This is a genomic window from unidentified bacterial endosymbiont (assembly GCF_918797525.1).
In the GTDB taxonomy this organism is placed as follows: domain Bacteria; phylum Pseudomonadota; class Gammaproteobacteria; order Enterobacterales; family Enterobacteriaceae; genus Enterobacter.
Map to the genome: position 1 here is coordinate 1,555,872 of NZ_OU963893.1, position 13,771 is coordinate 1,569,642.

13 protein-coding genes and 2 pseudogenes are annotated in these 13,771 nt (G+C 56.8%); 13 read left to right on the plus strand and 2 right to left on the minus strand.

Going from position 1 to position 13,771, the window contains the following annotated elements:
• Positions 1-29: 29 nt before the first annotated feature.
• The 4 genes and pseudogenes from NL510_RS07425 (at position 30) to sixA (ending at position 4,687) form a co-directional block, all read left to right on the plus strand.
• Positions 30-314 (plus strand): YfcZ/YiiS family protein, encoded by a 285-nt coding sequence (locus NL510_RS07425; RefSeq protein ID WP_253383056.1) that lies wholly within the window; start codon positions 30-32, stop codon positions 312-314.
• Positions 315-533: 219 nt separating this feature from the next.
• Complete coding sequence (gene fadI, locus NL510_RS07430; protein ID WP_253383058.1) at positions 534-1,844, plus strand: acetyl-CoA C-acyltransferase FadI; 1,311 nt, start codon at positions 534-536, stop codon at positions 1,842-1,844.
• A pseudogene (fadJ, locus tag NL510_RS07435) lies at positions 1,844-3,992 on the plus strand (fatty acid oxidation complex subunit alpha FadJ). Before fadI ends, fadJ begins: the two are co-directional and overlap by 1 nt.
• Positions 3,993-4,201: 209 nt before the next feature.
• The gene (sixA, locus tag NL510_RS07440) at positions 4,202-4,687 is read left to right on the plus strand and encodes a phosphohistidine phosphatase SixA (RefSeq protein WP_253383064.1); all 486 of its coding nucleotides are present in this window, start codon (positions 4,202-4,204) and stop codon (positions 4,685-4,687) included.
• Positions 4,688-4,734: 47 nt separating this feature from the next.
• Here sixA and smrB read toward each other — a convergent pair whose 3' ends face one another.
• A complete protein-coding gene (gene smrB, locus NL510_RS07445; RefSeq protein ID WP_253383072.1) occupies positions 4,735-5,286 on the minus strand; it encodes an endonuclease SmrB in 552 nt (183 codons plus the stop codon).
• 145 nt (positions 5,287-5,431) lie between these two features.
• Here smrB and prmB point away from each other — a divergent pair, with 145 nt between their 5' ends.
• Genes prmB through NL510_RS07475 form a run of 6 tightly spaced genes read left to right on the plus strand, consistent with a single transcriptional unit; the run spans position 5,432 to position 9,980 of the window.
• Positions 5,432-6,364: a 50S ribosomal protein L3 N(5)-glutamine methyltransferase gene (gene prmB, locus NL510_RS07450; protein ID WP_253383073.1), complete on the plus strand. Its 933-nt coding sequence runs from the start codon at positions 5,432-5,434 to the stop codon at positions 6,362-6,364.
• A gap of 60 nt (positions 6,365-6,424) precedes the next feature.
• Entirely contained in the window at positions 6,425-7,510 is a 1,086-nt protein-coding gene (gene aroC, locus NL510_RS07455; protein ID WP_253383076.1) for a chorismate synthase, read from the plus strand.
• 2 nt (positions 7,511-7,512) lie between these two features.
• Positions 7,513-8,337 (plus strand): penicillin-insensitive murein endopeptidase, encoded by an 825-nt coding sequence (gene mepA / locus NL510_RS07460; protein WP_253383078.1) that lies wholly within the window; start codon positions 7,513-7,515, stop codon positions 8,335-8,337.
• Positions 8,337-9,146, plus strand: coding sequence for a sulfite exporter TauE/SafE family protein (locus tag NL510_RS07465; protein WP_253383080.1), 810 nt, complete (start codon positions 8,337-8,339; stop codon positions 9,144-9,146). Before mepA ends, NL510_RS07465 begins: the two co-directional genes overlap by 1 nt.
• A complete protein-coding gene (locus NL510_RS07470; RefSeq protein ID WP_253383082.1) occupies positions 9,146-9,691 on the plus strand; it encodes an elongation factor P hydroxylase in 546 nt (181 codons plus the stop codon). The genes NL510_RS07465 and NL510_RS07470 overlap by 1 nt, the downstream gene beginning before the upstream one ends.
• A gap of 13 nt (positions 9,692-9,704) precedes the next feature.
• A complete protein-coding gene (locus NL510_RS07475) occupies positions 9,705-9,980 on the plus strand; it encodes a YfcL family protein (protein ID WP_253383084.1) in 276 nt (91 codons plus the stop codon).
• A 47-nt stretch (positions 9,981-10,027) separates the two neighbouring features.
• On the opposite strand, the gene mnmC is transcribed toward NL510_RS07475, so the two are convergent.
• On the minus strand, positions 10,028-12,025 hold the full coding sequence (gene mnmC, locus NL510_RS07480; RefSeq protein ID WP_253383086.1) for a bifunctional tRNA (5-methylaminomethyl-2-thiouridine)(34)-methyltransferase MnmC2/FAD-dependent 5-carboxymethylaminomethyl-2-thiouridine(34) oxidoreductase MnmC1: 1,998 nt from the start codon (positions 12,023-12,025) through the stop codon (positions 10,028-10,030).
• Between the two features lie 158 nt (positions 12,026-12,183).
• Between mnmC and fabB the strand changes: the two genes are divergently transcribed.
• The 3 genes and pseudogenes from fabB to NL510_RS07495 form a co-directional block, all read left to right on the plus strand.
• A complete protein-coding gene (gene fabB / locus NL510_RS07485) occupies positions 12,184-13,401 on the plus strand; it encodes a beta-ketoacyl-ACP synthase I (RefSeq protein WP_253383088.1) in 1,218 nt (405 codons plus the stop codon).
• Positions 13,402-13,474: 73 nt separating this feature from the next.
• On the plus strand, positions 13,475-13,642 hold the full coding sequence (locus NL510_RS07490; RefSeq protein WP_253383090.1) for a hypothetical protein: 168 nt from the start codon (positions 13,475-13,477) through the stop codon (positions 13,640-13,642).
• Positions 13,582-13,737 (plus strand): annotated as a pseudogene (locus NL510_RS07495) (arabinose transporter); the annotation flags it as partial. The gene NL510_RS07490 and the pseudogene NL510_RS07495, both read left to right, overlap by 61 nt.
• Positions 13,738-13,771: the final 34 nt, after the last annotated feature.

The following is a 13,771-nucleotide window of genomic DNA, read 5'->3' on the forward strand; positions in this document are numbered from 1 at the left end:
CATGGCGCGAATACAGAGGAAATTGAGCTATGAGTAAATGCAGTGCTGATGAAACCCCGGTTTGCTGCTGTATGGATGTTGGTACCATTATGGACAACACGGATTGCACCGCCTCTTACAGCCGCATTTTTGGCAACCGGGCCGAAGCGGAAGAAACCCTGGCTGCGCTCAGCCAGCGTGCGCACGAAGTTGAATCCGACCCCTGTGAGATTAAATCCACCTTCACTGAGGTGGACGGCGGCGTGCAGCTGGATATCGACTTTGTATTCGCCTGCGAAGCAGAAACGCTGATCTTCCAGTTGGGTTTACGTTAACCCCGGCGGCCTGATGTCCTCAACCCGGTCTCTGTACGTGACTGGGTGCACACCATCGTCCCCCAAATGCCTCTGCCCTGCAGGGGCATTTTCTTTTTCTTCTCTGTGTCTTAGCTCGCATTTTTTCGTTTCCCCGATTGGCTGAATGTAAAAAAATGGTTAAGACTGTTGTCAGGTCAGACCACTTTTTATTTGCCTATATTTTTACAGGGGTGCGTTATGAGTCAGGCATTACCGCTTATCACCCGACAAGGTGACCGCATTGCCATTGTCAGCGGGTTGCGTACGCCGTTTGCACGCCAGGCAACGGCGTTTCACGGCATACCGGCTGTCGATCTTGGGAAGATGGTGGTGGGAGAGATGCTGGCTCGCAGCGATATACCGCCAGAGGTCATCGAGCAGCTCGTGTTTGGTCAGGTTGTTCAAATGCCTGCAGCCCCCAACATCGCGCGGGAAATTGTCCTCGGCACGGGGATGAACGTTCACACCGATGCCTATAGCGTCAGCCGCGCCTGCGCAACCAGTTTCCAGGCCGTGGCAAACGTCGCCGAAAGCCTGATGGCGGGGACCATTCGTGCCGGGATCGCTGGCGGAGCAGACTCCTCATCCGTATTGCCCATTGGCGTGAGTAAAAAGCTGGCGCGCATTCTGGTCGATGCCAATAAGGCCCGCACCACCGGGCAAAAGCTCAAACTCTTCTCGCGCTTACGGTTACGTGACCTCGTGCCTGTTCCTCCCGCAGTGGCTGAATATTCCACCGGCCTGCGGATGGGCGATACCGCCGAGCAGATGGCAAAAACCTATGGCATCACCCGCGAGCAGCAAGATGCGCTGGCACACCGTTCACATCAGCTCGCCGCACAAGCCTGGTTGGAAGGCAAACTCACCGACGAGGTCATGACCGCCTACATTCCGCCATACCGCGACCCTCTCGTGGAGGATAACAATATCCGCGGCGCCTCGACGCTGGCGGATTACGCAAAACTTCGTCCGGCCTTTGACCGTAAGCACGGTACCGTGACGGCGGCCAACAGCACACCGCTGACCGATGGGGCTGCCGCAGTGATCCTGATGACCGAATCCCGCGCCAACGAGTTAGGTCTAAAACCGCTCGGCTACCTGCGCAGTTACGCGTTCACCGCCATTGACGTCTGGCAGGACATGCTCTTAGGCCCAGCCTGGTCCACGCCGCTGGCGCTGGACCGCGCGGGGCTTACGCTTGCGGATTTAACCCTCATTGATATGCACGAAGCCTTCGCCGCGCAAACCCTTGCGAACCTGCAACTGCTGGCCAGCGAGCGTTTCGCCCGGGATGTTCTGGGCCGCGCACAGGCTACCGGCGAAGTGGATCAAAGCAAATTTAACGTGCTGGGCGGCTCTATCGCCTACGGTCACCCGTTTGCGGCAACGGGCGCGCGGATGATCACTCAGACGCTACATGAGTTACGTCGCCGGGGGGGCGGGTTTGGCCTCGTTACCGCCTGCGCGGCGGGTGGTTTAGGCGCAGCAATGGTTCTGGAGGCTGAATAATGGCGATACCCTCTGCATTTAATCTGACGGTGCGCCCCGATAACGTGGCGGTTGTCACTATTGATGTACCAGATGAAAAGATGAACACCCTGAAGGCCGAATTTGCCGTTCAGGTACGCGCGATGCTCAAACAGATCCGCGAAAACAAAGCGATTCGCGGTGTGGTTTTTATTTCGGCTAAGCCGGATAACTTTATTGCCGGGGCGGATATCAACATGATCGCCCGTGCGCAAAACGCGCAGGAAGCCGAAGAGCTGGCGCGCCAGGGCCAGCAGGTGATGGCTGAGATCCATGCCCTGCCGATCCCGACGATCGCCGCGATCCACGGCGCGTGTCTGGGTGGCGGGTTAGAGCTCGCGCTGGCCTGCCATAGCCGTATTTGTACCGACGATGCGAAAACCGTTTTAGGTCTGCCGGAAGTTCAGCTAGGCCTGTTGCCAGGCTCTGGCGGAACACAGCGTCTGCCGCGTCTGATTGGGGTTAGCACGGCGCTGGAGATCCTCTTAACCGGTAAACAGCTGCGAGCCCGACAGGCGCTGAAGGCCGGCCTGGTCGACGAGGTGGTTACGCATTCGATATTGTTGACCGCCGCTGTGGAACAGGCCCTGAAGGGACGTCAGGCACAACGTCCTTTGCCGGTGCGCGAGCGCATTCTTGCCGGGCCGCTGGGACGTGCGCTGTTGTTCAACATGGTGGGCAAAAAAAACCGAACAGAAAACCAACGGTAACTACCCGGCGGCGAAGCGCATTCTTGAGGTCGTTGAAACCGGGCTGGCGCAGGGCAGCAGCAGCGGTTACGCGGCTGAGGCAAAAGCCTTTGGTGAACTGGCGATGACGCCGCAGTCGCAGGCGCTGCGCACTCTTTTCTTTGCCAGCACCGAGGTGAAAAAAGACCCCGGGAGTGAGGCGGAACCTGGGCCGCTACGTGCGGTAGGCGTACTTGGCGGAGGGCTGATGGGCGGCGGCATTGCGTTTGTGACGGCAAGCAAAGGCAAGGTGCCAGTGCGCATCAAAGACATTACCCCTAAGGGAATCAACCACGCGCTGCAGTACAGCTGGCAGAATCTTGAAAGGAAGGTCAAACGCCGCCATATCAATGCCAGCGAGCGTGACAAAACGCTCGGCATGATTACCGGGACCACGAATTATCGCGGGTTTGCGCATCGCGATGTAGTGATAGAGGCCGTGTTTGAAGACCTGGCGCTCAAGCAACAGATGGTAGCGGACGTTGAGCAGTATTGCGCGCCACACACCATTTTCGCATCCAATACCTCGTCTTTACCGATTGGCGATATTGCTGCGAAGGCGGCACGTCCGGAGCGGGTAATTGGTCTGCACTATTTTAGCCCGGTTGAGAAAATGCCGCTGGTGGAGGTGATCCCCCACGCCGCAACCAGCCCGCAAACCATTGCCACCGTGGTGAAACTGGCGAAACTGCAGGGCAAAACAGCGGTGGTGGTGGCAGATAAAGCGGGCTTTTACGTAAACCGTATTCTGGCGCCGTATATCAATGAAGCGATGCGTCTGCTCACCGAAGGCGAAAAGATCGAACACGTCGATGAAGCGCTGGTGAAGTTTGGTTTTCCTGTCGGTCCAATTCAGCTTTTGGATGAGGTAGGAATAGATACCGGCACTAAAATTATTCCTGTGCTGGAGGCCACTTATGGCGAGCGCTTTACTCCTCCTGCAAATATTGTTGCTGCAATTTTGAAGGACGATCGCAAAGGCAGAAAAAATGAACGCGGTTTCTATCTTTACGCGACAAAAGGGCGTAAAAGCAAGAAACAGGTCGACCCCTCGGTATATGGGCTTATTCAGACTACCGGGCCGGGGAAATTGTCGGCGGCTCAGTGTGCTGAACGCTGTGTAATGATGATGCTCAATGAGGCTGCGCGCTGCTTCGGTGAGCAGGTTATCAAAACGGCACGCGATGGCGACATCGGTGCCGTGTTCGGTATTGGATTCCCGCCGTTCCTCGGCGGCCCGTTCCGGTATATGGACTCTCTCGGCGCGGGTGAAGTGGTTGCTGTTTTGCAACGTCTCGCCACGCAATATGGTCCGCGGTTTACACCTTGTGACGAATTAATGCATATGGCGGAACGGGGCCAGACATTTTGGTCTTTAAGGGAAGCTGTAAGTGTAAGTTAAGGTATGAAAAGGGTAAATCCCGAGGTGAATGAACCTGTTCTGGCGAATTTATAAACAGAGATTGACTATACTTACGCCATTGAGGTAAAAAACTGCGTTTCATTCACCGAATGGATCAGGCACAATGCCCGGCCATCGGGTTTTCTACCTCGCGACATCCATTGCGGGTAGTCGACGCCGGTGATTCTGGTTAACAAAAGCGGTGCAATATGCAAGTTTTTATCATGCGTCACGGCGACGCGGCACTTGATGCCGCCAGTGACTCAGTACGTCCTTTGACCGTCTGTGGCTGCGACGAATCTCGTCAGATGGCGACATGGCTTAAAGGTCAAAAAGTGGACATCGAACGCGTTCTGGTGAGTCCGTTCCTGCGGGCAGAACAGACGCTGGGCGTGGTGGGGGAGTGTATGAACCTGCCAGCCAGTGTTGATGTTCTCCCTGAACTCACGCCGTGTGGCGATGTCGGTCTTGTGGGTGAGTACCTGCAGGCGCTGTGCAAGGAAGGCGTCGCGTCCGCGCTGGTCATTTCCCATCTGCCGCTGGTTGGCTATCTGGTATCAGAGCTGTGCCCGGGCCAAACGCCGCCCATGTTCACGACTTCCGCCATTGCCAATGTTTCTCTCGACGAAACGGGCAAAGGGGTCCTCAACTGGCAAATGAGCCCGTGCAACCTGAAGATGGCAAAAGCTATCTGATGTGACGTGTGCGTTGGCGGGGTGCAAATGTGCTCTCCGCCACCCTTTCAGAGCAGCTCGGGCGGCTGCCACTCTTCCACTTCAATCAACACCAGTAATGCGGCATCCCCGCCATACGCTTTCGGTGCCTGATGAAACGCCATGACGTGTGGGTGTTGCGCCAGCCACAGCGGCGTTTGTTGCTTCAGGATATGTTTACCGTGGCCGTGCATCACGCAGGCGCAAAAAACATGTTCGCGGCGGCAGGCGGCAATCAACGCTCCTAATTCCTGTTTCGCCTGCATCTGGGTTAACCCGTGCAAATCAAGAAACAGCTCGGGTGAATAATCCCCCCGGCGTAATTTTTTCAGCTCGAAGTGACTGACGTCTTCGCGTACATACTTAACTGCTCCCTGGGTATTAAGCAGCGGCTGAAATTCATCTGAAAAATAGTGGCTATTATCCGCCTGTTCCTGTAAGAGTCGCTTGACCGGAACTTCAGTGATTTTTTTACGCTGAGGACGATGGACAATGGTGTCCTGCCTGATTTGGCGCGTCCCGGTCATCAGCTGTCGGAAGAGCGTCTGATCCTCCTCGCTGAGCGATGTTTTCTTTTTCATTTGTCCGTCTCATCTCTTATTTCCTTCAGTGTACCTGACTAAACGCATTTTTTAACCTCAAGCGGTACGCGTCATTGCTGATTTATCGCCGTCTTCATGGCAAACTAGCCGCCGAAAATTATGCGAGCATGCCCTGGAGGAAAGAGTGGATAAAATTTTTGTCGATGAAGCAGTAAACGAGCTGCATACCATACAGGACATGTTGCGCTGGTCGGTTAGCCGCTTCAGCGCCGCCAATATCTGGTACGGACACGGTACTGATAATCCGTGGGATGAGGCCGTTCAACTGGTGCTGCCTTCCCTCTACCTGCCGCTGGATATTCCGGAAGACATGCGCAGCGCGCGTCTGACCTCCAGTGAAAAGCACCGCATTGTAGAACGCGTGATCCGCCGCGTGAACGAGCGCATTCCGGTGGCTTATCTCACCAACAAAGCCTGGTTCTGCGGCCACGAATTTTACGTGGATGAACGCGTACTGGTGCCGCGCTCGCCAATCGGCGAGCTTATCAACAACCACTTCGCTGGCCTGATTACCCGTCAGCCGCAGCACATTCTCGATATGTGTACCGGCAGCGGCTGCATCGCGATTGCTTGCGCGTATGCCTTCCCGGAAGCGGAAGTGGATGCGGTAGACATCTCCACCGATGCGCTGGCCGTCACCGAGCACAATATAGAAGAGCACGGGCTGATCCACCACGTTACCCCAATCCGCTCTGACCTGTTCCGCGACCTGCCGACCCTGCAATACGATCTGATCGTCACCAACCCGCCGTACGTTGATGCAGAAGACATGTCCGATCTGCCAAACGAATACCGTCACGAGCCTGAGCTGGGCCTGGCATCAGGCTCTGACGGCCTGAAGCTGACGCGGCGTATTCTGGCCTGCGCGCCGGATTATCTGTCCGACCACGGCGTTCTGATTTGTGAAGTCGGCAACAGCATGGTACATCTGATAGAGCAGTACCCGGATGTGCCGTTCACCTGGCTTGAGTTCGACAACGGCGGTGACGGCGTCTTTATGCTGACCAAAGCGCAGCTTCTCGACGCGCGCGAACACTTCAGTATCTACAAAGATTAATCCAGCGGGCTGCGGCCCGTTTCACAACGCTCAAACACAAATAACGACATCGGAGCCGTGATGGCAGGAAACAGTATTGGACAAGTATTCCGCGTGACCACCTTTGGTGAGTCGCACGGGCTGGCGCTGGGGTGTATCGTCGATGGCGTACCGCCAGGTATCGAATTGACCGAAGCCGATTTACAGCATGACCTCGACCGTCGTCGTCCTGGAACCTCTCGTTACACCACGCAGCGTCGCGAGCCAGACCAGGTCAAAATTCTCTCCGGCGTCTTTGAAGGCCGCACCACCGGCACCAGCATTGGTCTGCTGATTGAAAACACCGATCAGCGCTCCCAGGACTACGGCAGCATCAAAGATGTCTTCCGTCCAGGCCATGCCGACTACACCTACGAACAAAAATACGGTTTCCGCGACTATCGCGGCGGCGGACGTTCCTCCGCGCGTGAAACCGCGATGCGTGTGGCGGCAGGGGCGATTGCCAAAAAATACCTGCAGCAGAAATTTGGCATCGCGATCCGCGGCTGTTTGACCCAGATGGGCGATATCCCGCTGGCGATCAAAGACTGGGCCCAGGTGGAACAAAACCCGTTCTTCAGCGCTGATGCCGACAAGCTGGAGGCGCTGGATGAATTAATGCGTGGCCTGAAAAAAGAGGGCGACTCTATCGGCGCCAAAGTCACCGTGGTGGCCGACGGCGTGCCGCCAGGCTTAGGTGAGCCGGTATTCGACCGTCTCGATGCCGATATCGCTCACGCGCTGATGAGCATCAACGCGGTGAAAGGCGTGGAGATTGGCGACGGGTTTGACGTGGTTCAGCTTCGCGGCAGCCAGAACCGCGACGAAATCACGAAAAACGGTTTCCAGAGCAACCACGCGGGCGGCATTCTCGGCGGGATCAGCAGCGGGCAGCAGATTGTCGCCAATATCGCGCTGAAGCCAACCTCCAGCATTACCGTGCCGGGCCACACGATTAACCGCTCTGGCGAAGAAGTTGAGATGATCACCAAAGGACGTCACGATCCTTGTGTCGGGATCCGCGCGGTGCCGATCGCAGAAGCTATGCTTGCGATCGTGCTAATGGATCACTTCTTGCGCCAGCGCGCGCAGAATGCGGATGTGATGACCACTATTCCACGCTGGTAACTATGAAAAAAACCACAATTGCTCTGCTGGCGCTGCTCGCCAGTGGAGCCAGTCTGGCCGCCACGCCGTGGCAAAAAATCACCCACCCGGTGGCGGGGAGCGCGCAGTCGATTGGCGCATTCTCGAATGGCTGCATCGTGGGGGCGCAGCCGTTGCCGCTGCAATCTGAAACCTACCAGGTGATGCGTACCGACCAGCGCCGCTACTTCGGCCATCCGGATCTGGTGCTGTTTATCCAGCGTCTGGGAAACCAGGTGCATAACCTGGGGCTGGGGACGATGCTGATTGGCGACATGGGAATGCCTGCCGGTGGCCGCTTTAACGGCGGTCACGCCAGCCACCAGTCCGGACTGGACGTCGATATCTTTCTGCAACTGCCGAAAGCGCGCTGGCGCGCTGCCCAACTGTTAAAACCGCAGGCGCTGGATCTTGTTGCGCGTGACGGTAAAAACGTGGTGCCATCGCTCTGGACGCCAGAGGTGTTCAGCCTGATCAAGCTGGCGGCGGAAGATAACGACGTCACGCGAATTTTTGTGAACCCGGCAATCAAGCAACAGCTGTGTCTGGATGCGGGAACCGATCGCGACTGGCTGAGAAAAGTGCGTCCGTGGTTCCAGCATCGTGCGCATATGCACGTGCGTCTGCGCTGCCCGGCGAACAGCCTGGAATGTGAAGATCAGCCGTCGCCGCCGCCGGGCGATGGCTGCGGCGCGGAACTGCAGAGCTGGTTTGAACCTGCCAAACCTGGCACCTCTAAGCCTGAGAAGAAGACACCGCCTCCGCTGCCGCCTTCCTGTCAGGCGCTACTGGATGAGCATGTACTTTAATGGATAATTTCGTCGATCTGTTCATGGTGACGCCGCTGATGCTGGTTGCGCTCTTTTTTGTTGCGATGCTGGCCGGCTTCATTGACGCCCTGGCGGGTGGCGGCGGTTTGCTGACCGTCCCGGCGCTACTGGCGGTAGGGATGAACCCAGCCCAGGCGCTGGCAACCAATAAACTGCAGGCCTGTGGCGGTTCGCTTTCCGCGTCGCTTTACTTTATTCGCTGCAAAGTGGTTAACCTTGCCGATCAGAAACTCAATATTCTGATGACCTTTATTGGCTCCACGGCGGGTGCGCTTCTGGTCCAGCACGTGCAGTCCGACATCTTGCGCCAAATCCTGCCGATTCTGGTTATCTGCATCGGCCTGTACTTTTTACTGATGCCAAAGCTCGGGGAAGAAGACCGCCAGCGCCGTCTGCACGGCCTGCCGTTTGCGCTTATTGCCGGCGGTTGTGTTGGGTTTTACGATGGCTTTTTTGGCCCGGGTGCAGGCTCGTTTTATGCCTTAGCCTTTGTGACGCTTGCCGGGTTTAACCTCGCCAAATCCACCGCGCACGCCAAAGTGCTCAACGCCACGTCCAACGTCGGCGGTCTGCTGCTGTTTATCATTGGCGGCAAGGTTATCTGGGCAACCGGGTTTGTGATGATGGCAGGGCAATTTTTAGGCGCGCGCGCAGGCTCGCGTCTGGTATTAAGCAAGGGGCAAAAGCTGATCCGCCCAATGATTGTTATTGTCTCTGCGGTGATGAGCGCCAAACTTCTTTATGACAGCCATGGACAGGAGATCCTCCACTGGTTGGGGATGCATTAATGGACAATACGCATAACTATGAACAGCTGATCGCAATTTTTGACGGCTGTTTTGCTGACGATTTTAATACCCGTCTGATTAAAGGCGACGACGAACCGATCTATCTTCCTGCTGATGCCGATGTGCCCTATAACCGCATCGTGTTTGCGCACGGCTTTTACGCCAGCGGTTTACACGAGATTTCCCACTGGTGTATTGCGGGGAAAGCGCGTCGTGAGCGGGTGGACTTCGGCTACTGGTACTGCCCGGACGGTCGCGACGCCGCGACGCAGGGACAGTTTGAAGATGTAGAAGTCAAACCGCAGGCGCTGGAATGGTTGTTCTGCGTGGCGGCGGGTTTCCCGTTCAACGTGAGCTGTGACAACCTCGACGGTGAATGTGAGCCAGACCGTATCGTCTTCCAGCGCCGTGTGCATGCGCAGGTGATGGCGTATCTTGAGAAAGGCATTCCGGAACGTCCGGCGCGCCTTATCAAGGCGTTACAGAATTATTACCACACGCCGGACATCACGGCGGAATGCTTCCCGTGGCCGGAAGATCTTTAACAGAGGAACTAAGATGATCGCAGATTTTGAAGCACGCATTCTGGCGTTAATTGATGATATGGTGGAACACGCCAGTGATGATGAGCTATTCGCCAGCGGTTATCTGCGTGGTCATCTGACGCTGGCCGTCGCCGAACTGGAGCCGGGAGACGATCACACTGCCGAAGCGGTGCACGCGGAAGTGACCCGCAGCCTGGAGAAAGCGATTCAGGCGGGCGAACTCTCTCCGCGCGACCAGTCTTTAGTGCTGGGCATGTGGGACAACCTGTTCCAGCAGGCCAAACGTTAAGACGCCGCTTTCACTCCCCCTCTCCTCGTTGAGGAGAGGGGGGAACGCTACTTAACCATTTTCCCTTTTAATAACTTCCGCACCCACAGCCGGTTTGGGTTCAGCCCTGCCAGGGTTATTGCGTCCAGCGGGATCGGCTCATCACTCATCTGCGCGGCCAACACTTCAGCCATGAGTGGCGCAGAGCAAAGTCCACGCGAACCTAAACCCCCCAGCATAAACAGCTCCGGATAAACCGGCGCGCTTTCCGCCGTTTGCCTGTTTTCAGCCAGATCCTGATAGGCCTCAAGCGTCGCGTCATAATCCGGCACATTTCCCGCCATCGGCAGATGGTCACGGGTGGCGCAGCGTACCCCGCATCGCGCATCGCCTGCGCTGACATCAACCTCTTTCGCCCATGCCGCCTCAGGGAAACAGTCAATCAAGCGCTGACGATTGTGCTGCTGATCGTCTTCGCGGTAGCGCATCTCCGTCTCTCCGCGGTGATAGCTGGCGCCGATGCAGTGATGCCCGTTAGACGGGTTTTGCGGCGTCAAATAGCCGTCATAGCAGAGCACCTGGCGCAGTTTGCTGAGTTCAGGCGTCGTGGGGATATGGCTGACCTGGCCGCCGACCGGATACAGCGGCAGCTTCTCTGTCTGGATAAACTGGCCGATGTGATGCCCGTTGGCCAGCACCACGCTGGCATGTTGTGCCTGCTTGCCATCGGCAAAATGCAAATTCCAGCGATCGGTGCGGCTGAGTGATTCAACCTTATGGTCATAATGAACCGAAAGCCCGCGCGACTGCGCAAGGGCTATTGCCGCCGTCGTCAGTTCAGCAGGGCACAGCCAGCCGCCGAGCGGATACTGAATACCCTCGCAGTCGGTTTCAATGCCGGTGGTTTCAAAAAACTGCTGCGCGGTTACCGCATGCGCGATGATCGGCGGTAAACCCAGCGACAGCATCTGGGTGATTTTTTGCTGGCTCTTCTCATCCCAGCCGAGCTGCGTCACGCCGCACCAGTGGTGATCAAATGCGACAGGCAGCGTGTCGTACAGGCGTCGGGCAAAGGTAAATGCTGCGGGGAAGAACTGGCTTAAGGCCGGATCGTGGGCGCTCAGCAGCGGGTAGAGCGCCCCCTGTCGGTTGCCCGATGCCCCCTTTGCCGGCGCTTCGTCTGCGCAGTAGAGCGTCACCTGCCAGCCGCGATGTAGCAGCGCGAGGGAGAGCAGGGCGCTGGCAATGCCCCCGCCGACTATCGCCACCTGGCGGGATGCGCTGGCGCGGCGAGCAAACCAGGGCGTGCGGGCGGGGACCGTCTGTTCCTGCTCCATCACCCCGACCAGCATGTCGCGTTTGCGACCAAAGCCTTTGGTTTTTTTCATGCTAAAGCCCGCCTCCTGCAAGCCTCGGCGCACAAAACCTGCCGAGGTAAAGGTGGCGAGCGTCGCGCCAGGGCGCGCCAGACGCGCCATCGCCATAAACAGATGCTGACTCCACATATCCGGGTTTTTGGCGGGAGCAAAACCGTCCAGGAACCAGGCGTCTACCTTCTGGTTCATTGCGTCGTCGAGTTTATCGGTCAGGTCGTTGATGTCACCCAGCCACAGATCCAGAGTCACGCGACCGCCGTCAAGCAGCAGGCGATGACAGCCGCCAATTGCTGGTGGCCACTGGTCCTGAAGCTGTTCCGCCCACGGGGCAAGTTCCGGCCAGTGCTGGTGAGCAAGACGCAGATCGTGTGCGGTCAGGGGAAATTTCTCGAAACTGATAAAATGTAATCTTTGTAGCGTAGCCTGAGGATGGGCAGCGTGAAACTGGTTAAATGCCTGCCAGAGGGTCAGAAAATTCAGCCCGGTACCGAATCCGCTCTCTGCAACGACAAACAGACTGCGGGGATGGGTGGGGAAACGCGCGCTGAGCTGATTACCGTCCAGAAAAACATACCGGGTTTCTTCCAGCCCGTTATCATTAGAGAAATAGACGTCATCAAAATCTCGGGAAACAGGTGTACCCTCAGCGTTGAATTCGAGGTTGGCGGGTTGTATGGCGTTTTGTTTCACGTAAGTTACTCGTCTGACAGGCAGTGGCACGATCTTAACGATGTGAGCCCATTGGTGCAAATTTCCGCATAAATTGGCTGATCGGACTTGTTCGGCGTACAAGTGTACGCTATTGTGCCACTCGAAACTTACTATAGTGCGACTTACAGAGGTATTGAATGAAACGTGCAGTGATTACTGGCCTGGGCATCGTTTCCAGCATCGGTAATAACCAGCAGGAAGTCCTGGCATCTCTGCGTGAAGGACGCTCCGGGATCACTTTCTCTGAAGAGTTTAAAGATTCAGGTATGCGTAGCCACGTATGGGGTAATGTCAAACTGGACACCACCGGTTTGATTGACCGTAAAGTGGTTCGTTTCATGAACGATGCCTCTATCTATGCCTATCTTTCCATGCAGGAAGCCATTGCTGATGCTGGCCTGAGCGAAGACGTTTATCAGAACAACCCACGCGTGGGCCTGATCGCCGGCTCCGGCGGCTCTTCAAAAGCGCAGGTGTTCGGTGCCGACGCCATGCGTAGCCCGCGCGGTCTGAAAGCAGTGGGTCCCTATGTTGTGACCAAAGCCATGGGCTCAGCGGTTTCGGCATGCCTCGCAACGCCGTTTAAGATCCACGGCGTGAACTACTCAATCAGCTCTGCCTGTGCGACTTCCGCACACTGCATCGGTAATGCGGTAGAGCAGATCCAACTGGGTAAACAGGACATTGTATTTGCTGGCGGCGGCGAAGAGCTGGGCTGGGAAATGGCCTGTGAGTTCGATGCAATGGGCGCGCTCTCCACCAAATACAACGACACCCCGGAAAAAGCCTCCCGTACCTATGACGCACAGCGTGACGGTTTCATCATCGCTGGCGGCGGCGGTATGGTTGTGGTGGAAGAGCTGGAACACGCTCTGGCACGTGGCGCACACATCTATGCTGAAATCGTGGGTTACGGCGCAACGTCTGACGGCGCTGACATGGTTGCGCCATCCGGCGAAGGCGCGGTGCGCTGCATGAGGATGGCGATGCACGGCGTTGACACCCCGATCGACTACCTTAACTCCCACGGTACCTCTACGCCGGTGGGCGACGTGAAGGAGCTGGGTGCAATCCGTGAAGTGTTCGGCGACAACAGCCCGGCCATCTCCGCGACTAAAGCCATGACCGGTCACTCTCTGGGCGCGGCTGGCGTGCAGGAAGCAATCTACTCTCTGCTGATGCTGGAAAACGGCTTTATCGCGCCAAGCATCAACATTGACGAGCTGGACGAACAGGCTGCTGGTCTGAACATCGTCACCCAACCTACCGACGCGACGCTGACGACGGTAATGTCTAACAGCTTCGGTTTCGGCGGGACGAACGCCACGCTGGTCATGCGCAAGCTGAAAGCATAAGCGTTTAAATGTAGAGTAGTGGGAGCCTGAGGGTTCCCTTTTTTATGCCTGTTACGCAGCTACCCAGTTACGCATGACAATTGTTTTCCCCGCAGAGAATATTACCTCTGCGAATGTCTCGCTGTTTCGCATCGCGTTTGCGGTGTTCCTGACCTACATGACCGTTGGCCTGCCGCTGCAGGTGATCCCGCGTTTCAGGATATCTCCTGCGGGGTCACTGCGCCGCTGGCGGGTCTGTTGACCACGTCGTTTGGCTATTTGGCAGTTTTCCTCGCCGGGGCCGTGTCCGCGCTGGCCGGAATTGTGGTAACCCTGGCGGCATTTCGACAGACGTAGATTTTTGCCCGGCGGCGCTACGCGTACCGGGCGC

What these genes read in the sequence shown, in the direction of transcription:
- NL510_RS07425 (WP_253383056.1), top strand. Translation starts at nt 30, where the DNA reads ATGAGTAAATGCAGTGCTGATGAAACCCCGGTTTGCTGCTGTATGGAT.
- fadI (WP_253383058.1), top strand. Translation starts at nt 534, where the DNA reads ATGAGTCAGGCATTACCGCTTATCACCCGACAAGGTGACCGCATTGCC.
- sixA (WP_253383064.1), top strand. Translation starts at nt 4,202, where the DNA reads ATGCAAGTTTTTATCATGCGTCACGGCGACGCGGCACTTGATGCCGCC.
- smrB (WP_253383072.1), bottom strand. Translation starts at nt 5,286, where the DNA reads ATGAAAAAGAAAACATCGCTCAGCGAGGAGGATCAGACGCTCTTCCGA.
- aroC (WP_253383076.1), top strand. Translation starts at nt 6,425, where the DNA reads ATGGCAGGAAACAGTATTGGACAAGTATTCCGCGTGACCACCTTTGGT.
- mepA (WP_253383078.1), top strand. Translation starts at nt 7,513, where the DNA reads ATGAAAAAAACCACAATTGCTCTGCTGGCGCTGCTCGCCAGTGGAGCC.
- NL510_RS07465 (WP_253383080.1), top strand. Translation starts at nt 8,337, where the DNA reads ATGGATAATTTCGTCGATCTGTTCATGGTGACGCCGCTGATGCTGGTT.
- NL510_RS07470 (WP_253383082.1), top strand. Translation starts at nt 9,146, where the DNA reads ATGGACAATACGCATAACTATGAACAGCTGATCGCAATTTTTGACGGC.
- NL510_RS07475 (WP_253383084.1), top strand. Translation starts at nt 9,705, where the DNA reads ATGATCGCAGATTTTGAAGCACGCATTCTGGCGTTAATTGATGATATG.
- fabB (WP_253383088.1), top strand. Translation starts at nt 12,184, where the DNA reads ATGAAACGTGCAGTGATTACTGGCCTGGGCATCGTTTCCAGCATCGGT.
- NL510_RS07490 (WP_253383090.1), top strand. Translation starts at nt 13,475, where the DNA reads ATGACAATTGTTTTCCCCGCAGAGAATATTACCTCTGCGAATGTCTCG.